We start from the raw sequence: 25,438 nt of genomic DNA on the forward strand, positions 1-25,438 counted from the left end.
CGCCACGCCACAGGTTGCACTTCGCCCAAGGACATATCTGGTTGTCACTCCTATGGCTTACCCACTCTCCCAGGCGATGTCAGCCTTCATCGACAAAACCCTGAGCTTCAACACCTCGGACAACAGCCTTGCCGGCTCGCGTCAGGCCTACGCTCAAATGTGCCGGGCGTTCACCCCGCCGCGCCCGGAGGCGTTGGCGGTCGAGGATTTCGAGTTGGCTGGCGTGGCCGTACGGGCCTATCACCCCAAGATCGCTGCGCCGGCCGAAGGCTGGCCGTGCATGCTCTACCTGCACGGAGGCGGTTGGGTGGTGGGGGACCTGGACTCCCATGACTTCATCTGCATGGAGCTGGCCACCACCCTTGGCGTGCTGGTCGTGGCGGTGGATTATCGGCTGGCCCCGGAGCATCCGTTTCCTGCGGGGTTCGAAGATTGCCTCGCGGTGTGGCGCGATCTGACGAGCGCCCCCTTTGCCATCGACCCTCACCGTCGGCTGGTGGCCGGTGACAGCGCCGGGGGTAACCTTGCCGCTGCGTTATGCCTGGCCTTGCGCGATGCCGGGCATGCGTTGCCCCAGGCCCAGGTGCTGATTTATCCGGCCCTCGGTGGCCCGGCGCATCTGCCTTCGCGGCACGAGTGTGCCGATGCACCGTTGCTGAGCCGCCGTGATCTGGAGAGTTATCACGCTCTCTACCTGAACGACGCTCAACCGTCTGCCCAGGCCATGCCGTTGCTCGCCGATGACCTGAGCGGCCTGCCGCCGGCGCTGATCATCGTGGCGCAATGGGATCCGCTGCGCGACGACGGCGTCCTTTATAGCGAGCGGCTGAACGCCGCAGGGGTGGACGCTGTGCTGTATGTCGGCGGAGGACTGGTTCACGGTTGTCTACGTGGCCGGGGCCAGGTGCCAGAGGTCGATCAGATGTATCGCACTCTGCTGGCGTACCTGGCTGACACGCTTTGACTGCGCAGGGGGCATGCTCATTAAGGTAATTCGGGTTTATGATGCCGGACGGCAGACTAAATAGAAGTCCCTACAGGGATGACTCGACCCCTTACGGAGCGCTCAATGCAGACTTTGTACCCGCAGATCAAACCCCATGCCCGGCACGATCTGGCTGTCGATGACACCCACACGCTCTACGTCGATGAAAGCGGCTCCCCCGAAGGCCTGCCGGTGGTGTTCATCCACGGCGGCCCGGGAGCGGGTTGCGATGCGCAGAGCCGTCGCTACTTCGATCCGAACCTCTATCGCATCGTCACCTTCGATCAGCGGGGTTGTGGTCGTTCCACGCCTCATGCCAGCCTCGAGAACAACACCACCTGGGATCTGGTCGAAGACCTGGAGCGCATTCGCAAGCACCTGGGCATCGAAAAGTGGGTGCTGTTTGGTGGCTCCTGGGGCTCGACCCTGGCCCTGGCCTACGCCCAGACCCATCCGGAGCGGGTACACGGGATGATTCTGCGTGGGATCTTTCTCTGCCGTCCGCAGGAAATCGAGTGGTTCTATCAGGCCGGCGCCAGCCGCCTGTTTCCCGACTACTGGCAGGACTACATCGCACCGATCCCGCTGGACGAACGCGACGACCTGCTCAGCGCCTTCCACAAGCGCCTGACCGGCAATGACCAGATCGCCCAGATGCACGCGGCCAAGGCCTGGTCCACCTGGGAGGGGCGTACCGCGACCCTGCGCCCGAATCCGCTGGTGGTCGATCGCTTCTCCGAGCCGCAGCGTGCGCTGTCGATCGCCCGGATCGAATGCCATTACTTCACCAACAACGCCTTCCTCGAACCCAACCAGCTGATTCGGGATATGGGCAAGATCGCCCATTTGCCGGGCGTCATCGTGCATGGCCGTTACGACGTGATCTGCCCGCTGGACAATGCCTGGGAACTGCACCAGAACTGGCCCAACAGCGAATTGCAGGTGATCCGCGACGCCGGTCACGCAGCTTCCGAGCCGGGCATCACCGATGCGCTGGTGCGTGCCGCTGCGCAAATGGCCCGACGCTTGCTCGACCTGCCGCCCGAAGAAGCATGAAGGGGTTGTTGCAACGGGTTCGCGGCGCCCGGGTCGAAGTTGCAGGCGAGATCGTTGGCGCCGTAGACCAGGGCTTGCTGGTGCTGGTGGCCGTCGAGCCCGGGGATACCCGGGCCAGCGCCGACAAACTCCTGCATAAGCTGCTTAACTATCGGGTATTCAGTGACGCCGACGGCAAGATGAACCTGTCCTTGGCAGACGTCGGCGGCGGTTTGTTGCTGGTGTCGCAGTTCACCCTGGCAGCGGACACCAAAAGTGGCTTGCGCCCGAGCTTTTCGACGGCCGCGCCTCCGTTGCTGGGAGAAGAATTGTTCAACTATTTGCTCAGCCAAGCGAAACAGGTGCATGGCACTGTGGCATCAGGTAGATTCGGCGCCGACATGCAAGTGCATCTGGTCAACGATGGTCCGGTAACCTTTCTGTTACAGGTCTGAAAGTGTCTGAAACATCTTTTCGGGTCTGTTTCGAGGCTAAACGGGGAGTTTTCTCGATAAATACTTTGCTATCCCTGATGCGTTGTCACGCGGCCTACTAGATAATCGCGCGCTACGGGGGATCAGCGTTCGCTGGTCCATTTGACTTAGGTAGAGACTTGTCCTGGTCCGTTTGGGGAATCATTTTCTCCCACCGGAGTCGGAACAATGCTCGCCAACTTGGCAAGAGTGGTCCGCGGGGGTGGTTTTTCAATGCCGATACCCTGCAGATACTTTATCTGGCCGTTGGTTTTTTGATCTGTTTTCGGCGAGGGTTGCTCGTGATTGTTAGTCCCTGTAATGCACAAAAGATGTCTGCCAAACGGTTTAGAAACGCTCTGGTAGCGGGCTCGGCCCTGTTGTGCCTGTTCGGCGCGGGCCAACTGTGGGCATTCAGCCTGGATGATGTATCGGCGAAGGCTCAAGAACTGGCCGGGCAAAAATTCGAAGCCCCGCGCAGTAATCTGCCGAACGAATTCCGCGAAATGAAATTCGCTGACTATCAAAAAATCCGTTTCCGCACCGAAAAAGCCGAATGGGCCGACCAGAAGACCCCGTTCAGGCTGTCCTTCTATCACCAGGGGATGCATTTCGACACCCCGGTGAAAATCAACGAAATCACCGCGACCACCGTCGAAGAGATCAAGTACGACCCGTCGCGCTTCGATTTCGGTGACGTGAAGTTCGACCCCAAGGCCACCGAACAGTTGGGCTACGCGGGTTTCCGTGTGCTGTACCCGATCAACAAGGCCGACAAGCAAGACGAAATCATGACCATGCTGGGCGCGAGCTACTTCCGCGTCATTGGCAAGGGTCAGACTTACGGCTTGTCCGCCCGCGGCATGGCCATCGACACCGCCTTGCCATCCGGTGAGGAATTCCCGCGCTTTCGCGAATTCTGGATCCAGCGCCCGAAACCGACCGACAAGCACCTGGTGATCTTCGCCCTGCTGGATTCGCCGCGGGCAACTGGCGCCTATCGCCTGACCTTGCGCCCGGGCACCGACACCATCGTAGACGTGAAATCGCGCATGTTCCTGCGTGACCGCGTGACCAAGCTGGGCGTTGCCCCGCTTACAAGCATGTTCCTGTTCGGCGCCAACCAACCGTCCAAAGTGCTGAACTACCGTCGCGAACTGCACGATTCCAGTGGCCTGTCGATCCACGCCGGTAACGGCGAGTGGATCTGGCGCCCGCTGAACAACCCGAAACACCTGGCCGTGAGCAACTTCTCGGTAGAAAACCCGCGTGGTTTCGGCCTGCTGCAACGGGGTCGTGACTTCAGCCACTACGAAGACCTGGACGACCGCTACGAAAAACGTCCAAGCGCCTGGATCGAACCGAAGGGCGATTGGGGCAAGGGCTCTGTCGACCTGGTGGAAATTCCGACCGCCGACGAGACCAACGACAACATCGTAGCGTTCTGGAGCCCGGAAAAACTGCCGGAGCCAGGCCAGCCGCTGGACTTCTCCTACCGTCTGCACTGGACCCTCGACGAAGCCAACCTGCATTCGCCGGACAGCGCCTGGGTCAAGCAGACCCTGCGTTCCACCGGGGACGTGAAGCAATCCAACCTGATCCGTCAACCGGACGGTAGCGTCGCCTACCTGGTGGATTTCGAAGGTCCGTCCCTGCAAGCCCTGCCGGAAAACGCCGACGTGCGTAGCCAGGTGAGCGTCGGCGACAACGCCGAGATCGTCGAGAACAGCGTGCGCTACAACCCTGAAACCAAGGGCTGGCGCTTGACGTTGCGCATGAAGATCAAAGACCCGGGCAAGGCGACCGAGATGCGCGCTGCGCTGGTCCGGCCGCTTGTTCCGGTCGAGGAACCTGCCGCGTCGCATTCGGTGACCACCCTGGCCAAGGCCGACAAGATCGCCAAGCAACAGAACGAGAAAGAGAAAGAAAAAGAGCAAGGAACAGAGAAGGAAAAAGAAGCCAAGGCCGTCAAGGCGGCGTCCGCCGCTGTTGAGGCGACCCCAACCCCGCAGGAACCGGAACAGACTGAGCAAGTCCTGACCGAGACCTGGAGCTATCAGTTGCCTGCCGATGAGTAATACTTCAGTACAGCCAGAGTCTCTCAGCGAGTATCTGGCACATTTGCCCATGACCGACGAGCAGCGCGCCGAGCTGGCGGGCTGCACGTCTTTCAGCGAGTTGCACGAACGCTTGTCGTCTTCGACCTTCGATGCACCTGCCGAGGCGGCACAAGCCTCGGTGGGCCGTCGCCTGACTCTGAGCACCGCCGAGGAGCTCGAGGACGCCGAGATGCTGTCGGTCGACGCCAGCGGTCGCGTGTGCCTGAAGGCTACGCCACCGATTCGTCGGACCAAGGTCGTGCCGGAACCGTGGCGTACCAATATCCTGGTGCGTGGCTGGCGCCGCCTGACCGGCCGCACCAACCCGCCGAAGCCGCCCAAGGATGAGCGTGTGCTGCCCCATGCGCGCTGGCGTACCGTGGGGTCGACCCGCCGCTACATCCTGCTGATATTGATGCTCGGCCAGACCATCGTGGCTGGCTGGTACATGAAAGGCATCATGCCCTACCAGGGCTGGTCGTTCGTGGACCTGGAAGAAGTCCTGCACCAACCGCTGTTGCAGACCGCCACGCAAGTGCTGCCGTATGCGCTGCAAACCAGCATCCTGATTCTGTTCGGGATCCTGTTCTGCTGGGTGTCGGCAGGTTTCTGGACGGCGCTGATGGGCTTCCTCGAATTGCTCACCGGTCACGACAAGTACCGGATCTCCGGCGCCAGCGCCGGCAACGAGCCGATTCCCAAGGACGCCCGCACCGCGCTGGTGATGCCGATCTGCAACGAGGACGTGCCGCGGGTGTTCGCCGGTTTGCGCGCGACCTTCGAGTCGGTGGCCGCCACCGGTGACCTGGATCGTTTCGACTTCTTCGTGCTCAGCGACAGTAACGAAAGCGATATCTGCGTGGCCGAACAACAGGCCTGGTTGGATGTCTGCCGTGAAGCCGGGGGGTTCGGCAAGATCTTCTATCGCCGTCGTCGCCGCCGCGTGAAGCGCAAGAGCGGCAACCTCGACGACTTCTGCCGTCGTTGGGGCAGCGATTACAAGTACATGGTCGTGCTCGACGCTGACAGCGTCATGAGCGGGACGTGCCTGACCAGCCTGGTGCGCTTGATGGAAGCCACGCCGGACGCCGGCATCATCCAGACTGCGCCGCGCGCGTCAGGCATGGACACGCTGTATGCGCGCATGCAGCAGTTCGCTACGCGGGTGTACGGTCCGCTGTTCACCGCCGGCCTGCACTTCTGGCAGTTGGGTGAATCCCACTACTGGGGCCACAACGCGATCATCCGCATGAAGCCGTTCATCGAGCACTGCGCCCTGGCGCCGTTGCCCGGTAAAGGCGCGTTCGCCGGTGCCATCCTGTCCCACGACTTCGTCGAAGCCGCGCTGATGCGTCGTGCCGGCTGGGGCGTGTGGATTGCCTATGACCTTCCGGGCAGCTACGAAGAACTGCCGCCGAACCTGCTGGACGAACTCAAGCGTGACCGTCGCTGGTGCCACGGTAACCTGATGAACTTCCGGCTATTCCTGGTCAAGGGCATGCACCCGGTGCACCGTGCGGTGTTCCTGACCGGTGTGATGTCCTACCTGTCGGCACCCCTGTGGTTCTTCTTCCTGGTACTGTCCACTGCGTTGTTGGCGGTGAACACGCTGATGGAGCCGCAGTACTTCCTCGAACCGCGCCAGCTCTATCCGTTGTGGCCACAATGGCACCCTGAAAAAGCCATCGCGCTGTTCTCGACCACCATCGTGCTGCTGTTCCTGCCCAAGTTGCTGAGCATCGTGCTGATCTGGGCCAAGGGTGCGAAGGAGTTCGGTGGCAAGTTCAAGGTGACGTTGTCGATGCTGCTGGAGATGCTGTTCTCCATGCTGCTGGCGCCGGTACGGATGATTTTCCACACCCGTTTCGTGCTCGCCGCGTTCCTGGGCTGGGCTGCGACCTGGAACTCGCCACAACGTGACGACGACTCCACGCCATGGAGCGAAGCGGTCAAGCGCCACGGCCCGCAAACCCTGCTGGGCTTCTTCTGGGCCCTGCTGGTGATCTGGCTGAACCCGAGCTTCCTGTGGTGGTTGGTGCCGATTGTCGGTTCGCTGATGCTGTCGATCCCGGTATCGGTGATTTCCAGCCGTGTTGGCTTGGGCTTGAAGTCCCGTGATGAAAGCCTGTTCCTGATTCCTGAGGAATACGCACCGCCACAGGAACTGTTGTCGACGGACCAGTACACCCATGAAAACCGTTGGCACGCGCTGAAAGACGGTTTCATCCGGGCGGTGGTCGATCCGCAACAGAACGCCTTGGCCTACGCGCTGGCTACCTCGCGTCATGGCCAGGCCGAGCCGATTGAATGGCTGCGGGTCGAGCGTGTTCGTCACGCCCTGAAGGCTGGCCCGTCCGGGCTCAGCAACAGCGAGCGACTGGCGCTGTTGAGCGACCCGGTGGCTTTGTCCCGTCTGCATGAGCAGGTCTGGAGCGAGGCTCATCCCGAGTGGCTGGCGGCGTGGCGCGAATCGGTCAAGGCCGATCCCCATGCACCGTTGCTACCGCTTCAGCCGGTGAGCGCACAGCCTCAAGTGGCCTGATACGCAAAAAGCCCCGCTTCTGAAAGGAAGCGGGCTTTTTGTTGGGTGCAATTTGAGTTTTGAACAGCGCCCGTGGCAAGGTCAGGATTGTGTATTGACGTTGTCCAGGGCTCGGTTTGCCAACATGCCACTCAGCTCGATCAGTTGCAGGATGCCAAGGGCAACGTGGCGCCGCGAGCCTTTCAGGTCGAACGCAAGGTCGCTGATCATGGCGTCGGCTGAGGCCAGGTTTTCGCTGAGGTTGACCAGCAGGCTTTCGGTGTCGATGCCGTCGGCCCAGTCGAAAGTAACCAAAGCGCTTCTCAAAAGTGAGCCGCCGTCAGGGCGGAACCCTAAGTAGCCGTTACCTAAATAACGGATATACACACAAAGGGCGGCTGCGCCACCCAGCGGGAGCAAGCTCCCTCGCCACGGGTTTTGCGTAGGCCCACTAGACCCGGAACCGCCCCACCAACGTCTGCAAATGCACCCCCAACCGCGCCAGTTCAGCGCTCGAAGCGGCAGTCTCTTCGCTGGACGACGCCGTTTGCTCCGACACATCACGTACATTCAGCACACTGCGGTTGATCTCTTCGGCCACCGCACTCTGCTGCTCGGCGGCGGCGGCGATCTGCTGGTTCATCGACTGGATCGACGAGACCGTGCGGGTGATGTTTTCCAGCGAGCCACCGGCGCGGCGGGTCAGCTCGACGCTGCTGTCGGTCAGGTTGCGGCTGTTGTCCAGGGTGGTGGCGACCTGTTCCGTGCCCGATTGCAGACCCAGGATCAGCTCTTCGATTTCTTCGGTGGACTTCTGGGTACGTTGGGCCAGGCTGCGAACCTCGTCGGCCACCACCGCAAAACCACGTCCGGCTTCACCGGCCCGGGCGGCCTCGATGGCGGCGTTGAGGGCCAGCAGGTTGGTTTGCTGGGCGACGGATTTGATCACGTCCAGCACACTGCCGATCTTGTCGCTTTCTCGCTTCAGATCGCCCATGGCGGTGGTGGAGTTACCGACTTCGAGTGCCAGGCGTTCGATCTGGGCAATCGCTTCTCCGACCACCTTGTCGCCTTCGCGCGCCTGGGAATCGGCAGCGGCTGCGGCCTCGGAGGCTTCTTCGGCATTGCGGGCCACTTCCTGCACCGTGGCGGTCATTTCGTGCATGGCGGTGGCGACCTGGTCGGTTTCCACTTTCTGGCTGTTGACCCCGGCACTGGTCTGTTCGGTAACGGCCGAGAGCTGCTCGGCGGCGCTGGCGATTTGCGTGACGCCTTCGCTGATGCCGCCGATCAATTGCCGCAGGCCCACGGTCATGCTCTGCATGGCGCGCTGTAGCTGGCCCAGTTCGTCGCGGCGGTCAGAGGTCAGGTTGTGGGTCAAGTCGCCCGCCGCCACGCGTTCGGCGATCGTGAGGGTCTGGCCCAGAGGGCCGACGATCTGTCGGGTGATGACCAGGGCTGCGATGACGCCAAACAGCAGCGCGAGAACAGCGGCCACTACCAGCACGGTCTTGGCCTCGGCTGCGTCGCGGTCGCGAACGGCGGTTTGGGAGACGGTCAGTTTTTGGCTGGCGTCGATCAATACGTCGCCTTGCGCTGCCATGCGCTGGAGTGCAGCGGCGTTGTCGATCTGGGAGTCGCGGAACTGGCTGACCGCTGCGCGATAGACATTGATCGAGTCGTTGGCCTGTTGCAGGTTGGCGGCATGTTCCTCGGGCAATTGCTCCGGCAAGCGTGCGAGAAGTTTGAGGACATTGTCGATGGCCTCAAGGGCCGGTTGCTGGGCTTCGCTCTTGCCGCTATAGGTGTAGCCGCGAACTTGATAGCGCGCTTGCTGGACCGCCTTGCTCAGTGTCACAACGCTGTTGAACTGGGCGACGCTGTCGCCTTGCAGCAACGATTTCTCCACTTCAGCGACGCGGGCCACAGCGTTGTCTGCACTGGCGCCGAGCTTGCTACGGGCATCTTCGCGGCTGGCGGTAGCGCGGGTCATCTCGGCGAAGGCGTTTTTGTACTCGGCAACGGCGGCCAGTTGTTTATCGATCAGGGCTACATCGGCCGGTTGCTCGATCAGTTGGCGGGCGGTCTTCAGCCCGGCTTCGAGTTTTCCGATCAGGTCGTTGACTTGCTGCGGACCCTTCTCGCCCCGTGAGGTGTCGTAGTCCATGCGTGCCAGGCGCAAGTCCTTGGTCAGATCGTTCAGGCTGGCAATGAACCCCAGTTTGTCGCCACGGCTGATCACGTTACCCAGGCTGCTCCAGCCGGTGAAGGCGATCATCACGGTCAGGAACAGCACCAGGCCGAAGCCGAAACCCAATTTGCGATTGACGCTTACGTTACCCAGCCATCGGAACATGCCGTTACTCCCTGCAGCGTTGATTTTATATGCTGGGAGCTATATCGACCGGTAGGAAGGGTTCTGTAGAGAACAGGAGTCAGTTACTTCTCTGAATGAGAGTGCTTGCTTGCGTTCGGCTGCAAAACGGTCGTCAGTTCGAGCGCGGTGCATGGACGCGTCGCGTCCGGCGGGAGCTAGCTCCCTCGCCTTGGGTTCTATGCCTGCCCCGTTGGTTAGACCTTGAAGCGTCCCACCAGTGTCTGCAAATGAACGCCCAGCCGTGCCAGTTCGGCACTGGAGGCGGCGGTTTCCTCGCTGGAAGCGGCGGTTTGTTCGGACACATCGCGCACGTTCACGACGCTGCGGTTGATCTCTTCGGCCACGGCGCTCTGCTGCTCGGCCGCGGCGGCGATCTGCTGATTCATCGATTGGATTGCCGAGACCGTGCGGGTGATGTTTTCCAGTGAGCCGCCGGCGCGTCGGGTCAGTTCGACGCTGCTGTCGGTCAGGTTGCGGCTGTTGTCCAGGGTGGTCGCGACCTGCTCGGTGCCCGATTGCAGGCCCAGGATCAGTTCCTCGATCTCTTCAGTGGACTTCTGGGTGCGCTGGGCCAGGCTGCGCACCTCGTCGGCCACCACCGCAAAACCACGCCCGGCCTCACCGGCCCGGGCCGCTTCGATGGCGGCGTTGAGGGCCAGCAGGTTGGTTTGCTGGGCCACGGATTTGATCACGTCCAGCACGCTACCGATTTTGTCGCTCTCGCGTTTGAGATGACCCATGGCTTCGGTGGAGTTGCCCACTTCCTTGGACAGGCGTTCGATCTGGGCGATGGCTTCGCCGACCACTTTTTCGCCTTCGCGAGCTTGTTGGTCGGCGGCAACGGCTGCTTCGGAGGCCTCCTCGGCATTGCGCGCCACTTCCTGCACTGTGGCGGTCATTTCGTGCATGGCTGTGGCGACCTGATCGGTTTCCACTTTCTGGCTGTTGACCCCGGCGCTGGTCTGTTCGGTAACGGTCGAGAGCTGTTCGGCGGCGCTGGCGATTTGCGTGACGCCGTCGCTGATGCCGCTGATCAGTTGCCGCAGGCTGATCACCATCCGCTGCAGGCTGCCTTGCAGCTGGCCCATGTCGTCACGGCGGGTGACCACCAGGTTTTGACTCAAGTCGCCGGAGGCGACACGTTCGAGGGCGACCAGGGTTTGCTGCAGTGGAGCGACGATCTGCCGGGTAATGATCCATGCGGCCAGCAGGCCAAACGCTAACGCCAGGATGGTGACGATGATCAGCGTTTCTTTTGCTTGAGCCGTCTCCTGGTCGCGCTTCTCGGTTTGCGAGGTAGTCAATTGATTGTTCAGCTCATGCAAACGGTTGTCTTGCTCCACCATTCTTTTGAAGGCTGAGGCGCTGGTCACCTGCGAATCACGGAATTGGCTGACGGCTGCGCGATAGGCTTTCATCGATTCACTGGCTTGTTGCAGGTTGGCGGTGTGTTGTTCCGGCAGTTTGCCCGGTAGGCTTTCAAGGTTTTTCAAGACGTTTTCGATGGCAGCCAACGCTGGTTGCTCAGCTTCCGCCTTGCCGCTGTAGGTGTAGCCGCGGACCTGGTAGCGCGCTTGCTGGAGCAGTTTGCTCTGCTCAACCACACCATTGAACTGCGTGACACTGTCGCCTTGGCGCAGGGCATTTTCGACTTCTGTCACCTTGGCCACGGCGTTGTCGGCGTTGGCGCCAAGCTTGGAGCGGGCCGATTCGCGGTTCTGCGTCGCCTGGGTCAAGTCGGCAAAGGCACGCTTGAACTCATCGAGAATAGTCAGTTGTTGGTTGAGCAACTCCTGGTCTGCCGGGCGCACAAACCGTTTGAGGGCAGCTTTTATGCTCTCCTGGAGCTTGTCCAGGACCTCGCTGACGGCAGCTGGCCCTTGTTCGCCGCGGCGCATCTCATAGTCGAGGCTGGCGACGCGCAAATCCTTGGCCAACTCATTGAGGCTGGCGATGGAAGCCTGTTTATCGGCACGGCTGATTACGCTGCTCAGGCTGTTCCAACCTGCGAAGGTGCTCAGGAGGGTCATAAGCAGGACCAGGCCAAAGCCGAAACCTAGCTTGCGGTTGACACTTACGTTTCCCAGCTTTTCGGTTAGCCAACTGAACATGCCGATACTCCTTCGAACCTTTTATAGGTCTTATGAGAAGAGTATCGACCATGTCACGGGGATCTGTAGAAAATAGGTGGGGGCATTGCCGCGGTGAGGGCGCTCGGCTGCGAAGCGCTCGTCAGTCCAAGCGAGGTGGGTGGCCGCTCGCGCCCAAGCGGGCGCAGAGCCCTCTCCATGGGTTGTATGCCTGCTCTTGAGGTTAGACCTTGAAGCGTCCTACCAGTGTCTGCAAGTGAACGCCCAGCCGCGCCAGTTCGGCACTGGAGGCGGCGGTTTCCTCGCTGGAAGCGGCGGTCTGTTCGGACACATCGCGCACGTTCACGACGCTGCGGTTGATCTCTTCGGCCACGGCGCTCTGCTGCTCGGCCGCGGCGGCGATCTGCTGATTCATCGATTGGATTGCCGAGACAGTACGGGTGATGTTTTCCAGTGAGCCGCCGGCGCGCCGGGTCAGTTCGACGCTGCTGTCGGTCAGGTTGCGGCTGTTGTCCAGGGTGGTCGCGACCTGTTCGGTGCCCGATTGCAGGCTGCCGATCAGCGCTTCGATTTCTTCGGTGGACTTCTGGGTTCGCTGGGCCAGGCCACGAACCTCGTCGGCCACCACCGCAAAACCACGTCCGGCGTCACCGGCCCGAGCCGCCTCGATGGCGGCGTTGAGAGCCAGCAGGTTGGTTTGCTGGGCGACGGATTTGATCACGTCCAGCACACTGCCGATCTTGTCACTCTCGCGTTTGAGATGACCCATGGCTTCGGTGGAGTTACCCACTTCCTTGGACAGGCGTTCGATCTGGGCGATGGCTTCACCCACCACTTTTTCGCCTTCGCGAGCCTGCTGGTCCGCGGCGACCGCTGCTTCGGAGGCTTGCTCGGCATTGCGCGCCACTTCCTGCACCGTGGCGGTCATTTCGTGCATGGCGGTGGCGACCTGGTCGGTTTCCACTTTCTGGCTGTTGACCCCGGCGCTGGTCTGTTCGGTAACGGCCGAGAGCTGTTCGGCGGCGCTGGCGATTTGCGTGACGCTGTCGCTGATACCGCCGATCAATTGGCGCAGGCCCACGGTCATGCTCTGCATGGCACGTTGCAGTTGGCCCAGTTCGTCGCGGCGCTCGGAGCTGAGGTCGTGGGTCAAGTCACCTGCCGCCACGCGCTCGGCGACTTTTAGGGTCTGCTCCAGCGGGCTGACGATCTGCCGAGTAATGGCCATGGCTGCGATCACCCCGAGCAACAGGGCCAGCGCGGCGGCTGAAACCAGGAGCATTTTGGCTTTGTCGGCATCATGGTCGCGCACGACTGTTTGAGACAGGGTGAGGTCTCTACTGGCCCCGCGTAGCACAACCCCCAAGTCGGACATGCGCTGGATAGCGGCAGCGCTGGCGGTCTGGGCTTCACGGAACTGGCTGACTGCAGCACGATAGGTTTTGAACGACTCGCTGGCCTGTTGCAGATTGACGGCGTGTTCATCGGGCAGTTGGGCCGGCAGGCTGCCGAGGATTTTCAACGCGTTATCGATGGCATCCAGGGCCGGTTGTTCGGCGTCGGCCTGACCGCTGTAGGTATAGCCGCGAACCTGATAGCGGGCTTGCTGGATTGCCTTGCCCAGGCTTACCACACTGTCGAGTTGAGTAGCGTCGCCGCCTTGCCGTATGGCGTTTTCAACGCTGGCGACGCGGGCCACGGCATTATCCGCGCTGGCGCCCAATTTTCCGCGCGCACCCTCACGACTGGCAATGGCACGGGTCAACTCGGCGAAGGCAACCTTGTAGTCGGCGACAGCGGCCAGTTGTTTGTCGATGAGTGCTACATCGGCGGGCTGCTCGACCGGTTGACGGGCGGTCTGGAGCCCGGGCTCCAATTTGCCGATCAGATCGTTGATTTCCCCCGGACCTTTTTCACCGCGGGTCGAGTAATAGTCCATGCGTGCAGAGCGCAGGTCCTTGGTCAGGTCGTTCAGGCTGGCGATGAGCCCCAGCGTATCGCCGCGGGCAATCACGCTACCCAGGCCGGTCCATCCGGTGAAGGCGATCATCAAGGTTAAGAGCAGTACCAGACCGAAACCGAAGCCGAGTTTGCGATTGACGCCTACGTTACCTAGCCATTGGAACATGCTGATACTCCCTTGGAGGGCGAAACTGCTTTGTATAAAGCACTATCGGCCCATCAGGGGGGAACTGGAGAAATGAGCTAAATGAGCTTGGACACTGTGGCAAGCCACGGGGATCAGAACAACCGTGCGAGCAGGGCGGTGACCGCGGTCTCGACCCGCAGGATCCGCTCGCCCAATTGCACCGGTTGCAGGCCGGCCTTGGCCAGCAGGTCGATCTCGTAGGGAATCCAGCCGCCCTCCGGGCCGATCGCCAAGGTCACCGGCTCTGCCAGCGCACGCGGGCAGGGCGGGTAGTTGCCGGGATGACCGACCAGGCCCAAGGTGCCGTCGGTAATGGCCGGCAGGCGGTCTTCAACGAAGGGTTTGAAGCGTTTTTCGATGATGATTTCCGGCAGCACGCTGTCCCGGGCTTGTTCCAGGCCCAGGATCAGTTGCTCGCGAATGGCCTCGGGCTCGAGGAACGGCGTCTGCCAGAAGCTCTTTTCCACGCGATAGCTGTTGACCAGCACTACGCGCGGCACGCCCATGGTGGCGATGGTCTGGAACACCCGCCGGAGCATTTTCGGACGCGGCAGGGCCAGCACCAGGGTCAGCGGCAACTTGGCCGGTGCAGGCTGGTCGAGGGTCACTTGCAGTTCCGCCTCGCGGGCTTCCAGGCGCAGCACCTGGGCCGTGCCCATCAACCCGCCGATGCGCCCGACCCGCAGACTGTCACCGACGGCGCTGCGATGGACTTCCTGCATGTGGGTCAACCGACGATCGCTCAGGATCACGCGGTCCGGCCCGATGAAATCGGCCTCTTCGAGCAGCAGCAGGTTCACGCTTGGGTCGCTGGCGGCTGGTCGTTATGGTCGTCGGCCGGCTGTTCGTGCGGCTCTTCACTGCGTTTGCGTACCAGGGCGCCGAACAGGATGCCGATCTCGAACAATAGCCACATCGGCACGGCCAGCAGGGTCTGGGAGAAGATGTCTGGCGGTGTCAGGATCATGCCGACCACGAAGCAGCCGATGATCACGTAGGGGCGGATCTTCTTCAGGTAGGCAACGTCAACCACGCCGATCCACACCAGCAGCACCACCGCCACGGGGATTTCGAACGCCACGCCGAAGGCGAAGAACAGCGTCATGACGAAATCCAGGTAACTGGTGATGTCGGTCATCATCTCCACGCCTGCCGGCGTAGCGGCGGCGAAGAACTTGAAGATCAGCGGGAATACGAAGAAATAGGCGAAGGCCATGCCGGTGTAGAACAGCAGGATGCTGGACACCAGTAGCGGCACGGCGATGCGTTTTTCATGCTTGTACAGGCCCGGTGCGATGAAGCCCCAGATCTGGTGCAGGATCACCGGGATCGCCAGGAACAGCGAGACCATCATGGTCAGCTTCAGAGGCGTCAGGAACGGCGATGACACGTCGGTGGCGATCATCGTCGCACCCACCGGCAGGTACTGGCGCAGCGGTGTGGAGACGAAGGTGTAGATCTGCTGGGTGAAGGAAAACAGCCCGGCGAAGATGATGAAAACCGCCGCGACGCAACGCAACAGGCGGGTGCGCAACTCGGTCAGGTGCGATACCAGCGGCATCGGCTGGTCGTTCTCGGGGATATCGCTCATGGGGCTCGCGGCGGCAAAGTAGGGTCGTTAGGCACTTCCGGCGTTGTCGCCGTCGGGGCGGGTTGCACCGGTTTGGCAGGCTCGGTCACCACGGGCGCCGAGTCATCCACCGAGGCCTGTGGCGCAATTGTCGGTTCGGCCACAGGTTGTACCGGCGTCGGTTCCTGCTGGGTCGGCGTGAAGATTTTCCGCGCCTCCTGCTCCAGGGACAGAATGTGTTCGTTGTGAAGTTGCCGACGAATCTCGTCGGCCCCGATTTCACGTTCAACTTCCTGTTTGATCGCGTTGAAGCTGCGCTTCAGTCGCCCGATCCAGAGACCGGCGGTGCGCGCAGCCCCCGGCAGACGCTCGGGGCCCAGCACCAGCAGGGCGACGAGGCCGACGAGCAGCAGTTCAGTGAAGCTGATCCCAAACATTAGTCAGTGCTCACGAGTCTTTACGGACGGGCTCTTCGACTTTCTGGGCCTGCACGTCGATGGTGTGCGGCGCATTCACAGGCTGGGCAGCCTGGGGGTGTACCGGTTGGGTCGGCTGCGCCGGTTGGCCGGGGGCCGCCGTAGGATCGGTGGGCTTTTCGTCATCGTTCATGGCCTTGCGAAAGCCCTTGATCGACTCGCCGACATCGGTGCCGAGGTTTTTCAGTTTCTTGGTACCGAACACCAGGACGACAACTACCAGAATGACGATCCAGTGTTTCCAGTCAAAAATACCCATGTGGCTATTCCTCTCAACAGTTGATCAGGTGGACGGACGCGAGGCTTTCTCGACGTGCCCGGACAGACCGAAACGACGGTCCAGTTCATCCAGTACAGCCTGTGGGTGCTGCCCCAGTTGGGCAAGCATGACCAGGCTGTGGAACCACAGGTCGGCGGTCTCGTAGATCACGTCGCTGCAATCGCCGCTGATGGCGGCGTCCTTGGCGGCGATGATGGTCTCGACCGATTCTTCGCCGACTTTTTCCAGAATCTTGTTCAAACCCTTGTGGTACAGGCTGGCGACATAGGAACTGTCGGCCGCGGCGCCTTTGCGCTCTTCCAGCACCTGGGCCAGGCGGGTCAGGGTGTCACTCATGGGTATGTCCTGAATAAATGGCATGCGGGTCCTTGAGCACGGGGTCGACGGTTTTCCAGTCGCCGTTCTCGAAGACGCGATAGAAGCAGCTTTGACGGCCGGTGTGGCAGGCAATCTCACCGACTTGCTCGACCATCAGGATGATGACGTCGCCGTCGCAGTCCAGGCGCATCTCATGCAGGTGCTGCACATGCCCGGATTCTTCACCTTTGCGCCACAGCTTGCCACGGGAACGTGACCAATAGATGGCGCGGTTCTCGGCGGCGGTCAGGGCCAGTGCTTCGCGGTTCATCCAGGCCATCATCAATACGCGCCCGGTCTTGTGATCCTGGGCGATGGCCGGCACCAGGCCGTCAGCGTCCCATTTGATCTCGTCCTGCCAGTTTTTCATCTTTGACTCCGACAATGGACCGCGCACCTGAAGTCGGCGGGCCCAGCGTTGAAACAGTGTGCCAGCGCGAACCGGTGCTGGCTATCGGCGAACGACCAGATACAAACCGACGATTATCATGATACCGGCCGGCCAGTGACCCAGTTGGCTCAACGGCCCACCGGTCGCCAGTACCGCGCCGCCGCCCAAGTGGGCCGCTCCCAGCAGGCGCAGGAACCAGTCGTCCCGGCGCTTGTGCCAGGGGGGCGCAGGATCGTGGGCATGCGGCTGGGACATGCGTTCGAGCAGGTCGCGGGTCATGTTGGCCAAGTGCGGGATCTGCTCGAACTGGCTCTGGACGTTGCCCAGCAAGGTCTTGGGGCTGACGCGCTCGCGCATCCAGCGTTCAAGGAAGGGCTGGGCGGTGTTCCACAGGTCCAGCTCTGGGTACAGCTGGCGACCGAGCCCTTCGATGTTCAACAGGGTTTTCTGCAACAACACCAGCTGTGGCTGGACTTCCATGTTGAAGCGGCGCGCGGTCTGGAACAGGCGCATCAGCACCTGGCCGAAGGAAATATCTTTTAACGGTTTTTCGAAGATCGGTTCGCACACGGTACGGATTGCCGCTTCGAACTCGTTGAGCTTGGTCTCGGCCGGCACCCAGCCCGAATCGATGTGCAGTTGTGCCACGCGACGGTAATCACGCTTGAAGAAGGCGAACAGGTTGCGGGCCAGGTAATCCTGGTCTTCGGGAGTCAGGCTGCCGACGATGCCACAGTCGATGGCAATGTATTGCGGGCTCCACGGCTGTACGGTGCTGACGAAGATGTTGCCCGGGTGCATGTCGGCGTGGAAGAAACTGTCGCGAAACACCTGGGTGAAAAAGATTTCCACGCCGCGCTCGGCCAGCAGTTTCATGTCGGTGCGCTGGTCGGCCAGGGTCGCCAGGTCGGTGACCTGGATGCCGTAGATGCGCTCCATCACCAACACTTTCGGGCGGCACCAGTCCCAATAGACTTGCGGCACATAGAGCAGCGGCGAGCCTTCGAAGTTGCGGCGCAGTTGGCTGGCGTTGGCGGCTTCGCGCAGCAGGTCGAGTTCGTCGTAGATGGTTTTTTCGTAGTCCTGGACCACGTCCACCGGGTGCAGCAGGCGCGCATCGGCCGACAGCCGTTCGGCGGCGCGGGCGAGGATGAACAGCCACGCCAGGTCCTGGGCAATGATCGGCTTGAGGCCCGGGCGGATGACCTTGACCACCACTTCTTCGCCGCTCTTGAGTTGCGCAGCATGAACCTGGGCCACGGAGGCCGAGGCCAGTGGCTCGACGTCGAAACGGCTGAAGACTTCGCTGATCTTTTTGCCCAACTGCTCTTCGATCAACGCCACCGATACCTTGGAATCGAACGGCGGCACGCGGTCTTGCAACTTCATCAGTTCATCGGCGATGTCTTCGGGCAACAGATCGCGACGGGTCGAGAGGATTTGCCCGAACTTGATGAAGATCGGCCCCAGGTCCTGCAAGGCCAGGCGCAGGCGTGCACCGCGCGTCAGCTCCAGCGTGCGGCGAGGGAACCAACGCCACGGCAGCACGAAGCGCAATGCCAACAGAAACCAGGGCAGCGGCAGGGCGAACAGCAGGTCATCGAGGCGGTAGCGGATCACGACGCGCTGGATGCGCAACAAACGGCGGACGGCAAGCAGCTTCATGCGTTATCGCTTGGTTTCAAGGGTTCGGGAAAGGCGCTCGAAACGCGCCTCGAGACGTTCCAGGTCAAGCTTGATCTGGTCCAGTTCATCAAAACGGGCTTGCGCTTCGCGTTGGCCTACGAGAGTACGCGATTCTTCGGCCAGGTATTCACCCAGATTCTGCCCCAGGCTGGCGAAGCCCTGGCGATACCAGCGGCTGCGGCTACGCAAATGACCACTGAGCAACTGGGTGGCCACCGGACCGAGCCAGCGGGACACTTCGTATTCCCAGTCCAGCTCCAGGTCCTGGAGGATCTGCGCCAACTCCAGCAGTACGCCGCTGTCGCCGTCGAGCTCCACGTCGGGGCTGTGCAGCACGGCGGTCTTGTCCTTGCCCAGGGCCAGGTTCAGCAGGCTCGATGCCGGGGCGCGCAAGGTACAGTCCGCTTCGGCTTCCCAGTGCGCGGCGAGCATCAGGCCCTCGTCGCTTGGCAGGATGAACAACTGCAAGGCCGGGCTGCGGCAGTCCACGGCGATCACCTTGCCGCTCAAGTGCGTCAGGCGCGTCAGCGCCGTGCTGTCCAGGCGCAGTACGCGGTTGATACCGAGTTCGACGCTGGCAAGCAGGCCGGTGAGCAGCATCAGGGCTTGATACCGCGGTGCAAGGCGACGATGCCGGCGGTCATGTTGTGGTAGGTCACGCGGTCGAAACCGGCCTCGACCATCATCGACTTCAGGGTTTCCTGGTTCGGGTGCATGCGGATCGATTCGGCCAGGTAGCGATAGCTTTCCGCGTCGTTGGTGATCAGCTTGCCCATCAGCGGCATGAAGGCGAACGAGTAGGCATCGTAGGCCTTGGACATCAGCGCGTTGGTCGGCTTGGAGAACTCCAGCACCAGCAGGCGGCCACCGGGCTTGAGCACGCGCAGCATCGAGCGCAGGGCATCTTCCTTGTGGGTGACGTTGCGCAGGCCGAAGGCGATGGTCACGCAGTCGAAATGGTTGTCGGGGAATGGCAGCTTCTCGGCGTCGGCCTGGACGAACTCGACATTGCCGGCCACACCCAGGTCCAGCAGGCGGTCGCGACCGACCTTGAGCATGGACTCGTTGATGTCGGCGAGCACCACTTGGCCGGTCGGCCCGACGATGTGGGAGAACTTTTTCGTCAGGTCACCGGTGCCGCCAGCGATGTCCAGCACCCGATTGCCGCTGCGCACGCCTGACAGTTCGATCGCGAAACGCTTCCACAGGCGGTGCATGCCGCCGGAGAGCAGGTCGTTCATCAAGTCATATTTGGCGGCTACCGAGTGGAAAACCTCAGCGACTTTTTCCGCCTTCTGGCTTTCCGGCACGTTCTTGAAGCCGAAGTGAGTGGTGGGTTCGGCATCGCTGCCTTTGCGCTGATCAGTCATATCGCTGTCACCAAAAAAGAATGCGGGACATTCTAATCCCGGTGGAGGGCTTTGTCTTGGCAAGGCTGCAGGTAAGATGCGCCATCGCCGGGACGTTTTGACGCAGCCAGGGTCTGAAACGTTCAGGCAGGTCCCGATAACACAGGAGTCATCAGATGGCCCGTATAACAGTTGAGCGTGCCCACGGCCTGGGTAAGGAAGCGGCCCGCGCAAAGGCTGACCAGTTGGCGCAGAAGTTGTCCGATAGCTATGGCCTGGAGCCGCAGTGGGCCGGCGACACCCTGAAACTCAAGCGTTCCGGGGTCAAGGGCGAAGTGCATGTGGGCGAGGACTCGATCCGCGTCGACGTGGAACTGGGTATGTTGATGTCGGCAATGAGCAGCACGATCAAGACGGAAATCGAAAAGGCGTTGGATAAAGCGTTGGCCTGATTGATCGAAGGGAGGCGCAGCACTCAAGTTCACCACGATCCAAATGTGTGCGAGCTTGCTCGCGATTGCAGTGTGTCATTCAACAACAATGTTGCTGATCCATCGCTATTGCGAGCAAGCTCGCTCCCACAGGGGAAGTCATTGCCCTCAGGTTCTGTATCGGTTGTTAGGGTGCCCTTTCTAATTATTGTCACTATTTTGTGCCTGAGCCCGTCCGTGTGCGGGCAGTTCCTCAAACCTGTTTTCGAGTGAGGTGCACCATGGCCAAAGTTGTTCTGAAGAAAAAAACCGACGTTGAATCTTCCACGCTCAGCGACGTGAAAACGTACGCGCGCAAGATCTGGCTGGCTGGCCTGGGCGCCTATACCAAGGTCGGACAAGAGGGCGGCGAGTACTTCCAGGAGTTGGTAAAGGCTGGCGAAGTTATTGAAAAAAAAGGCAAAAAGAACATTGCCGGAAAACTTGAAGCGGCCAACAGCGAATTGATTGAAGCCAAGACTGAGGTCAGTTCTTTCAAGGCCCGGGTTGAAGTGCAACTCGATAAAGTCGAGAAGGTATTTGATGCTCGCGTTGCAAGTGCCTTGAATCGTATCGGCATTCCGTCTAAACATGACGTTGAGACACTCTCTGCTAAGCTCGATGAGCTGACAGCATTGCTCGAACGTGTCGCGCGTAAACATTAAGGAGAACGGGATGGCTGGCAAAAAAATCACAGAAAAAGAAGGCAGCTCGTGGGCCGGGAAGATTGAAAAGTATTCCCGCAAAATCTGGCTTGCTGGTTTAGGCGTGTACTCGAAGATCGACACTGACGGCAGCAAGCTCTTCGAGTCCCTGGTTAAGGACGGCGAGAAAGCCGAAAAACTCACCAAGACGGCGGTCGGCAAACAAGTCGATGCGGCCAAGGACACTGCCGAGTCCGCCAAATCGCGAATCGGTGGTGTGAAGGATCGGGCACTGGGCAAGTGGGACGAACTGGAAGGGGCTTTCGATAAGCGCCTGAACAGTGCGATCTCGCGTCTGGGCGTGCCGAGCCGCAATGAAGTGAAGGCGCTGCACAGCAAGGTCGATACGTTGACCAAGCAGATCGAAAAACTCACTGGGGCCAAGGTCACACCGGTAGCGGCCAAGACAGCCGCGGCCAAGCCGGCTGCGAAAACGGCGGCCAAGCCACTGGCCAAGGCAGCGGCAAAAACCGTCGCCAAGCCGGCGGCAAAGGCAGCGGCCAAGCCAGCGGCTAAAACCGCTGCAGCCAAACCTGCTGCCAAGGCAGCGGCCAAGCCGGTTGCGGCCAAAGCAGCAGCCAAGCCTGCTGCCAAACCCGCGGCTAAAACCGCAGCGGCCAAACCAGCCGCGGCCAAAACGGCAGCCAAACCTGCCGCCAAGCCTGTGGCCAAAGCAGCCGCTAAACCTGCGGCGGCGAAAAAGCCGGCCGTGAAAAAACCGACCGCGCCAAAAGCAGCCGCACCGAAGGCGCCGACTGCGGCCGCCAAACCGGCTACCCCGGCGAGCACGGCGAGCACGGCGAACTCCGCCGCAGCGCCAACCCCGGTCGCCACCCCAGCCGCGCCGGCTCCATCGACGCCTACCACCCAGTCCTGATTTTTAAGGACACGCAAAAACGCCCGGCCTGTGAAGGCCGGGCGTTTTTGTTTGTACGCAGATCAAAATGTGGGAGCGAGCTTGCTCGCGATTGCGGTGTATCAGTCAAGATCAATACTGCCGACCCACCGCTATCGCGAGCAAGCTCGCTCCCACAGGTTGCTTATTCGTGCTCTTCCAAGTACCGCAACGCCAGTCGCTCGGTCGCCACCTTGGTTGCCGGCGGCAGGTGCGGGGCCACCAGCATCATGATCTGATAGACCACCAGCCGTACTTCGCCGTCGCGATCCAGGATCCGCTGATAGTCCAGCGAGAACAGCAAGGTCATGGTGATCTGCTCGACCAACTGTCCCAGGGCCTGGGTGTCGCTGACCAACATGCCCTGGGCCTTGAGCTGTGCCAGCAGCGATGCCAGCGTGCGTTTGAGGGCATTGAGCAACTGGCGGATGCCCTTGGCCAGCTTTGGCAGGCGCCCCGCCAGGTTCGACAGGTCCTGGAACAGAAAACGGTATTGGGCCAGGCGTTCGACGATCAGGTGCAGGAACAACCAGTAGTCTTCCGGCGCCAGTTGGACATCGGCGGGTGGGTCCAGCAGTGGTGCCAATTGGGCCTGGAATCGTTCGAACAGCCCGAGGACCAGCGGTTCCTTGCCATGAAAGTGGTAATAGAGGTTGCCGGGGCTGATGCCCATTTCGTTGGCAATTTCCATGGTGGAAACGTTCGGTTCGCCCTTTTCATTGAATAATTGCAGGGCACATTCAAGGATGCGGTCGCGGGTTTTCATCCGGTCTTCTTAGTGATGGAGTCGTGCCACGGCCACCAACCTGGCCGTGGAGTGGGGCGTTCAGCGCACGCGCACATAGGTCCCGGGCGCCGCTTCCAGAGGCGGGTAGTTGGCGTTGCCCAGGGTCATCAGGGTTTCATGCTGGGCACCGGAACGCTCCTGGATCCAGCCCAGCCATTGTGGCCACCAACTGCCGTCGACGTGCTTGGCGTCGAAGTACCAGGCCCGTGGGTCGCTGCTCAGTTTCGGGCTTTCGACGTAATTGGCCTTGGGGTTGCTCGGCGGGTTGAGGATGCTCTGGACGTGACCGCTGTTGGACAACACGAAGCGCCGTTCGCCACCGAGCAGCAGCGTGGAGCGATACACCGCATCCCACGGCGTGATGTGATCGTTGATGCCGGCCACGCTAAAGCTGTCTACCGTCACTTTCTGCAGGTCTATCGGCGTGCCGCACACCTCCAGGCCGCCGACATGGGTCAGGGGATTGTGCTTGAAGAAGTCCAGCAAGTCGCCGTGCAGGGCCGCCGGCAAGCGGGTGCAGTCGTTGTTCCAGTAGAGGATGTCGAAGGCCGGTGGCTCCTTGCCCAGCAGGTAGTTGTTGATGAAGTACGTCCAGATCAGGTCGTTGGGGCGCATCCAGGCAAACACCCGGGCCAGGTCGCGGCCATCGAGGATGCCTTTCTGGTAGGAGCGACGCTTGGCGGCTTCGAGGGTCTGCTCGTCGATGAACAACGTGGCCGGGCTGTCGATCTGGCTGTCGAGCAGGCTCACCAGGTAGGTGGCGCTCGCCACCCGGCGCAGCTGACGCTTGGCTTGCAGGTGGCCTTGCAGCGCGGCAATGGTCATCCCGCCGGCGCAGGCGCCCATCAGGTTGACCTCGCGGGCACCGGTGATCGCCCGGCACACGTTCATGGCTTCTTCCGTCGCCTGGACGTAGCTGGACAGGCCCCATTCGCGATGGCGCACATCTGGGTTGCGCCAGCTGATGATGAACACCTGCAGGCCGTTTTTCAGGGCGTACTGGACGAAGCTGTTGGAAGGGCTCAGGTCGAAGATGTAGAACTTGTTGATCTGCGGCGGCACGATCAGCAGGGGCTTGGCGTACTGCTTTTCGCTCATGGACTTGTACTGGATCAGCTCCAGCATCTCATTGCGAAACACCACCGCGCCGGGAGTGGTGGCCAGGGTCTTGCCGACTTCGAAGGCATTGGGCGTGGTTTGCCGTGGCAACCCGTCGTTGTGCAACAGATCGTCCACCAGGTGGCTGAGGCCACGGACCAGGCTGGAGCCACCGGAGTTGAACAGTTCCTTGACCGCCAGCGGGTTGAGCAAGGTGTTGGAGGGCGACACGGCGTCATTGAGCAGAGAGAAGGCGAAGTGTGCACGAGCACGATCGTCCGGGTTCATGTCGCTTTCGTCGATCCAGCTCCTGATCTGTTTCTGCCAGCTCAGGTAGGCCTGCAGACTGCGGCGATAGAACGGATTGAGCTGCCAGGTCGGGTCGGCGAAGCGCTGGTCGGTGGGCGCGGGATGCAGGGTTTCACCTAGCAACACACGGCCCAACTGACTGCCCAGGCGCAATGCATGGCGGGCACTGTGGACCGGGTTGCGCAAGCCGTGTACGGCTACGCTGCGCAAGGTGGACAGCAGGTCCCTGCCGCGCAGTCCGGTGATCGCACTTTGTGCATTGATGAAACTGGCAGGGGCGGGCATGGAGCCCTTCGCCGGTTTGTCGCGCATGAGTCAACTCCTTCGTCATCAGGCTAAAAACAAACACACCGAACCAGACAACATAGTCGCTGTTTCGGGTTGCTGCGCGATCCGGCGTCCTGCCAGGCGCTATGGACGGTGTCAGCCACCGCCCAGGGGCGCGGGATGCGGGTGCATGATCGCGCGCTGACGTTCTTCCTCCAGAAATTTCATGATGATCGGTGCCACGGCCTCGGCCCGGGTAATCAGGAACAGATGGCCGTCATCGATGATGTGCAGTTGGGCGTTGGGAATGCGCCAGGCCAGCATGCGCATGTTGATCAACGGGATCAGTGGGTCATCGTCACCGGCCAGCACCAGGGTTGGCTGGTGGATCTTGTGCAACCAATGGATGCTGGTCCAGCCCAGGCCGGCGAACAGTTGCCAGTAGTAACCGAGCTTGCCCGCCGAGCGAACCTTGGCCGCGTGGCTGGCTGCCAGGCTCGGGTCACGGCGGAACGAGCCGCCATAAATCAGCGGAGCGATACGCATCACATGGGACGGCTGAACGTAGCGCCGGGGGCTGGCCATCATCCATAGGACTTTGGGCTTGCCCGGCACCATCACTGCTCCGGCGGCGGTGGCTGCCAGGACCAGCTTCTTGCAGCGCTCCGGGTAGTCATGGGCGAACTGCTGGGCCAGGGCGCCGCCCCAGGACACACCAATCACGTTGACCTGCCCATAGTCGAGGTAGTCGAGCATGCGCGCGGTAAGTTTTGCCAGGCCGGGAAAGCGATACGGTCGGCTGGGCGTCGACGAGCCGCCGACACCGGGCACATCGAAGGCGATGACTTCCAGGTCCGGGTCAAGGGCCTCGATGAACGGGAATACCAGCTCCAGGTTGGCACCGATGCCGTTGAAAATCAGCAGGGGCGTCAAGTGAGGCTTGCCGGGGCGTACCGCGGTGCGCAAGGTCTGGCCATCCAGATCGACGGTACGGAAAATGTACGGTTGCGGCATGCTTCAAGCCCTGTGGGTTGGGTCGCTGTCTTTCATTTTTCCCCCGACCCCCTGTG

The 25,438-nt window shown here is 61.4% G+C and carries 23 protein-coding genes and 1 pseudogene; 8 read left to right on the forward strand and 16 right to left on the reverse strand.

Going from position 1 to position 25,438, the window contains the following annotated elements:
* Positions 1-52 precede the first annotated feature (52 nt).
* The 5 genes from SGN16_RS01875 (at position 53) to mdoH (ending at position 7,134) form a co-directional block, all read left to right on the forward strand.
* On the forward strand, positions 53-964 hold the full coding sequence (locus SGN16_RS01875; RefSeq protein WP_210642443.1) for an alpha/beta hydrolase: 912 nt from the start codon (positions 53-55) through the stop codon (positions 962-964).
* Between the two features lie 105 nt (positions 965-1,069).
* On the forward strand, positions 1,070-2,041 hold the full coding sequence (pip, locus tag SGN16_RS01880; RefSeq protein WP_210642444.1) for a prolyl aminopeptidase: 972 nt from the start codon (positions 1,070-1,072) through the stop codon (positions 2,039-2,041).
* Complete coding sequence (gene dtd / locus SGN16_RS01885) at positions 2,038-2,475, forward strand: D-aminoacyl-tRNA deacylase (RefSeq protein ID WP_210642445.1); 438 nt, start codon at positions 2,038-2,040, stop codon at positions 2,473-2,475. The genes pip and dtd overlap by 4 nt, the downstream gene beginning before the upstream one ends.
* A gap of 320 nt (positions 2,476-2,795) precedes the next feature.
* Positions 2,796-4,571 carry a glucan biosynthesis protein G gene (locus SGN16_RS01890; RefSeq protein WP_210642446.1) on the forward strand — a complete coding sequence of 592 codons (1,776 nt, stop codon included), beginning with the start codon at positions 2,796-2,798 and terminating at the stop codon, positions 4,569-4,571.
* Positions 4,564-7,134 (forward strand): glucans biosynthesis glucosyltransferase MdoH, encoded by a 2,571-nt coding sequence (gene mdoH, locus SGN16_RS01895; protein ID WP_335943750.1) that lies wholly within the window; start codon positions 4,564-4,566, stop codon positions 7,132-7,134. The genes SGN16_RS01890 and mdoH overlap by 8 nt, the downstream gene beginning before the upstream one ends.
* Before the next feature lie 81 nt (positions 7,135-7,215).
* Here mdoH and SGN16_RS01900 read toward each other — a convergent pair.
* From SGN16_RS01900 to ubiE, 13 genes and pseudogenes are all read right to left on the reverse strand, one after another.
* A pseudogene (locus SGN16_RS01900) lies at positions 7,216-7,407 on the reverse strand (DUF6124 family protein); the annotation flags it as partial.
* A gap of 157 nt (positions 7,408-7,564) precedes the next feature.
* Positions 7,565-9,469, reverse strand: coding sequence for a methyl-accepting chemotaxis protein (locus SGN16_RS01905; RefSeq protein ID WP_335943751.1), 1,905 nt, complete (start codon positions 9,467-9,469; stop codon positions 7,565-7,567).
* Between the two features lie 215 nt (positions 9,470-9,684).
* A complete protein-coding gene (locus SGN16_RS01910) occupies positions 9,685-11,601 on the reverse strand; it encodes a methyl-accepting chemotaxis protein (protein WP_335943752.1) in 1,917 nt (638 codons plus the stop codon).
* Between the two features lie 202 nt (positions 11,602-11,803).
* Positions 11,804-13,708, reverse strand: a complete 1,905-nt coding sequence (locus tag SGN16_RS01915; protein ID WP_335943753.1) for a methyl-accepting chemotaxis protein — start codon at positions 13,706-13,708, stop codon at positions 11,804-11,806.
* A gap of 113 nt (positions 13,709-13,821) precedes the next feature.
* On the reverse strand, positions 13,822-14,529 hold the full coding sequence (locus SGN16_RS01920; protein ID WP_210642451.1) for a 16S rRNA (uracil(1498)-N(3))-methyltransferase: 708 nt from the start codon (positions 14,527-14,529) through the stop codon (positions 13,822-13,824).
* Positions 14,526-15,320 (reverse strand): twin-arginine translocase subunit TatC, encoded by a 795-nt coding sequence (gene tatC / locus SGN16_RS01925; protein ID WP_210642452.1) that lies wholly within the window; start codon positions 15,318-15,320, stop codon positions 14,526-14,528. Before tatC ends, SGN16_RS01920 begins: the two co-directional genes overlap by 4 nt.
* Positions 15,317-15,736, reverse strand: a complete 420-nt coding sequence (gene tatB / locus SGN16_RS01930; RefSeq protein WP_210642453.1) for a Sec-independent protein translocase protein TatB — start codon at positions 15,734-15,736, stop codon at positions 15,317-15,319. Before tatB ends, tatC begins: the two co-directional genes overlap by 4 nt.
* A gap of 10 nt (positions 15,737-15,746) precedes the next feature.
* Positions 15,747-16,034, reverse strand: a complete 288-nt coding sequence (locus tag SGN16_RS01935) for a twin-arginine translocase TatA/TatE family subunit (RefSeq protein ID WP_210642454.1) — start codon at positions 16,032-16,034, stop codon at positions 15,747-15,749.
* Between the two features lie 24 nt (positions 16,035-16,058).
* Positions 16,059-16,391 carry a phosphoribosyl-ATP diphosphatase gene (locus tag SGN16_RS01940; RefSeq protein ID WP_210642455.1) on the reverse strand — a complete coding sequence of 111 codons (333 nt, stop codon included), beginning with the start codon at positions 16,389-16,391 and terminating at the stop codon, positions 16,059-16,061.
* On the reverse strand, positions 16,384-16,782 hold the full coding sequence (gene hisI, locus SGN16_RS01945; protein WP_003196931.1) for a phosphoribosyl-AMP cyclohydrolase: 399 nt from the start codon (positions 16,780-16,782) through the stop codon (positions 16,384-16,386). The genes SGN16_RS01940 and hisI overlap by 8 nt, the downstream gene beginning before the upstream one ends.
* 81 nt (positions 16,783-16,863) lie before the next feature.
* Complete coding sequence (ubiB, locus tag SGN16_RS01950) at positions 16,864-18,468, reverse strand: ubiquinone biosynthesis regulatory protein kinase UbiB (protein WP_210642456.1); 1,605 nt, start codon at positions 18,466-18,468, stop codon at positions 16,864-16,866.
* A gap of 3 nt (positions 18,469-18,471) precedes the next feature.
* Positions 18,472-19,089 (reverse strand): SCP2 domain-containing protein, encoded by a 618-nt coding sequence (locus SGN16_RS01955; RefSeq protein WP_335943754.1) that lies wholly within the window; start codon positions 19,087-19,089, stop codon positions 18,472-18,474.
* The gene (gene ubiE / locus SGN16_RS01960) at positions 19,089-19,859 is read right to left on the reverse strand and encodes a bifunctional demethylmenaquinone methyltransferase/2-methoxy-6-polyprenyl-1,4-benzoquinol methylase UbiE (protein WP_210642458.1); all 771 of its coding nucleotides are present in this window, start codon (positions 19,857-19,859) and stop codon (positions 19,089-19,091) included. Before ubiE ends, SGN16_RS01955 begins: the two co-directional genes overlap by 1 nt.
* Positions 19,860-20,014: 155 nt before the next feature.
* On the opposite strand from ubiE, the gene SGN16_RS01965 reads away from it, so the two are divergent.
* The 3 genes from SGN16_RS01965 (at position 20,015) to SGN16_RS01975 (ending at position 21,889) form a co-directional block, all read left to right on the forward strand.
* Positions 20,015-20,290 (forward strand): polyhydroxyalkanoic acid system family protein, encoded by a 276-nt coding sequence (locus SGN16_RS01965; RefSeq protein ID WP_335943755.1) that lies wholly within the window; start codon positions 20,015-20,017, stop codon positions 20,288-20,290.
* A 260-nt stretch (positions 20,291-20,550) separates the two neighbouring features.
* On the forward strand, positions 20,551-20,973 hold the full coding sequence (locus tag SGN16_RS01970) for a phasin family protein (protein WP_210642460.1): 423 nt from the start codon (positions 20,551-20,553) through the stop codon (positions 20,971-20,973).
* A 10-nt stretch (positions 20,974-20,983) separates the two neighbouring features.
* Positions 20,984-21,889 carry a phasin family protein gene (locus tag SGN16_RS01975; RefSeq protein ID WP_335943928.1) on the forward strand — a complete coding sequence of 302 codons (906 nt, stop codon included), beginning with the start codon at positions 20,984-20,986 and terminating at the stop codon, positions 21,887-21,889.
* 163 nt (positions 21,890-22,052) lie between these two features.
* On the opposite strand, the gene SGN16_RS01980 is transcribed toward SGN16_RS01975, so the two are convergent.
* The 3 genes from SGN16_RS01980 to phaZ form a co-directional block, all read right to left on the reverse strand.
* Positions 22,053-22,673: a TetR/AcrR family transcriptional regulator gene (locus SGN16_RS01980; protein ID WP_210642461.1), complete on the reverse strand. Its 621-nt coding sequence runs from the start codon at positions 22,671-22,673 to the stop codon at positions 22,053-22,055.
* Between the two features lie 60 nt (positions 22,674-22,733).
* The gene (gene phaC, locus SGN16_RS01985) at positions 22,734-24,413 is read right to left on the reverse strand and encodes a class II poly(R)-hydroxyalkanoic acid synthase (RefSeq protein WP_210642462.1); all 1,680 of its coding nucleotides are present in this window, start codon (positions 24,411-24,413) and stop codon (positions 22,734-22,736) included.
* A gap of 111 nt (positions 24,414-24,524) precedes the next feature.
* Complete coding sequence (gene phaZ / locus SGN16_RS01990; RefSeq protein WP_335943756.1) at positions 24,525-25,382, reverse strand: poly(3-hydroxyalkanoate) depolymerase; 858 nt, start codon at positions 25,380-25,382, stop codon at positions 24,525-24,527.
* Positions 25,383-25,438: the final 56 nt, after the last annotated feature.

It is taken from the genome of Pseudomonas sp. G166 (assembly GCF_037027455.2).
GTDB lineage: Bacteria > Pseudomonadota > Gammaproteobacteria > Pseudomonadales > Pseudomonadaceae > Aquipseudomonas.

Excerpts from the sequence above, each read along its gene's own strand:
- SGN16_RS01875 (WP_210642443.1), top strand. The coding sequence starts at position 53 with ATGGCTTACCCACTCTCCCAGGCGATGTCAGCCTTCATCGACAAAACC.
- pip (WP_210642444.1), top strand. The coding sequence starts at position 1,070 with ATGCAGACTTTGTACCCGCAGATCAAACCCCATGCCCGGCACGATCTG.
- dtd (WP_210642445.1), top strand. The coding sequence starts at position 2,038 with ATGAAGGGGTTGTTGCAACGGGTTCGCGGCGCCCGGGTCGAAGTTGCA.
- mdoH (WP_335943750.1), top strand. The coding sequence starts at position 4,564 with ATGAGTAATACTTCAGTACAGCCAGAGTCTCTCAGCGAGTATCTGGCA.
- SGN16_RS01905 (WP_335943751.1), bottom strand. The coding sequence starts at position 9,469 with ATGTTCCGATGGCTGGGTAACGTAAGCGTCAATCGCAAATTGGGTTTC.
- SGN16_RS01910 (WP_335943752.1), bottom strand. The coding sequence starts at position 11,601 with ATGTTCAGTTGGCTAACCGAAAAGCTGGGAAACGTAAGTGTCAACCGC.
- SGN16_RS01915 (WP_335943753.1), bottom strand. The coding sequence starts at position 13,708 with ATGTTCCAATGGCTAGGTAACGTAGGCGTCAATCGCAAACTCGGCTTC.
- tatC (WP_210642452.1), bottom strand. The coding sequence starts at position 15,320 with ATGAGCGATATCCCCGAGAACGACCAGCCGATGCCGCTGGTATCGCAC.
- tatB (WP_210642453.1), bottom strand. The coding sequence starts at position 15,736 with ATGTTTGGGATCAGCTTCACTGAACTGCTGCTCGTCGGCCTCGTCGCC.
- SGN16_RS01935 (WP_210642454.1), bottom strand. The coding sequence starts at position 16,034 with ATGGGTATTTTTGACTGGAAACACTGGATCGTCATTCTGGTAGTTGTC.
- SGN16_RS01940 (WP_210642455.1), bottom strand. The coding sequence starts at position 16,391 with ATGAGTGACACCCTGACCCGCCTGGCCCAGGTGCTGGAAGAGCGCAAA.
- hisI (WP_003196931.1), bottom strand. The coding sequence starts at position 16,782 with ATGAAAAACTGGCAGGACGAGATCAAATGGGACGCTGACGGCCTGGTG.
- ubiB (WP_210642456.1), bottom strand. The coding sequence starts at position 18,468 with ATGAAGCTGCTTGCCGTCCGCCGTTTGTTGCGCATCCAGCGCGTCGTG.
- SGN16_RS01955 (WP_335943754.1), bottom strand. The coding sequence starts at position 19,089 with ATGCTGCTCACCGGCCTGCTTGCCAGCGTCGAACTCGGTATCAACCGC.
- ubiE (WP_210642458.1), bottom strand. The coding sequence starts at position 19,859 with ATGACTGATCAGCGCAAAGGCAGCGATGCCGAACCCACCACTCACTTC.
- SGN16_RS01965 (WP_335943755.1), top strand. The coding sequence starts at position 20,015 with ATGGCCCGTATAACAGTTGAGCGTGCCCACGGCCTGGGTAAGGAAGCG.
- SGN16_RS01970 (WP_210642460.1), top strand. The coding sequence starts at position 20,551 with ATGGCCAAAGTTGTTCTGAAGAAAAAAACCGACGTTGAATCTTCCACG.
- SGN16_RS01975 (WP_335943928.1), top strand. The coding sequence starts at position 20,984 with ATGGCTGGCAAAAAAATCACAGAAAAAGAAGGCAGCTCGTGGGCCGGG.
- SGN16_RS01980 (WP_210642461.1), bottom strand. The coding sequence starts at position 22,673 with ATGAAAACCCGCGACCGCATCCTTGAATGTGCCCTGCAATTATTCAAT.
- phaC (WP_210642462.1), bottom strand. The coding sequence starts at position 24,413 with ATGCGCGACAAACCGGCGAAGGGCTCCATGCCCGCCCCTGCCAGTTTC.
- phaZ (WP_335943756.1), bottom strand. The coding sequence starts at position 25,382 with ATGCCGCAACCGTACATTTTCCGTACCGTCGATCTGGATGGCCAGACC.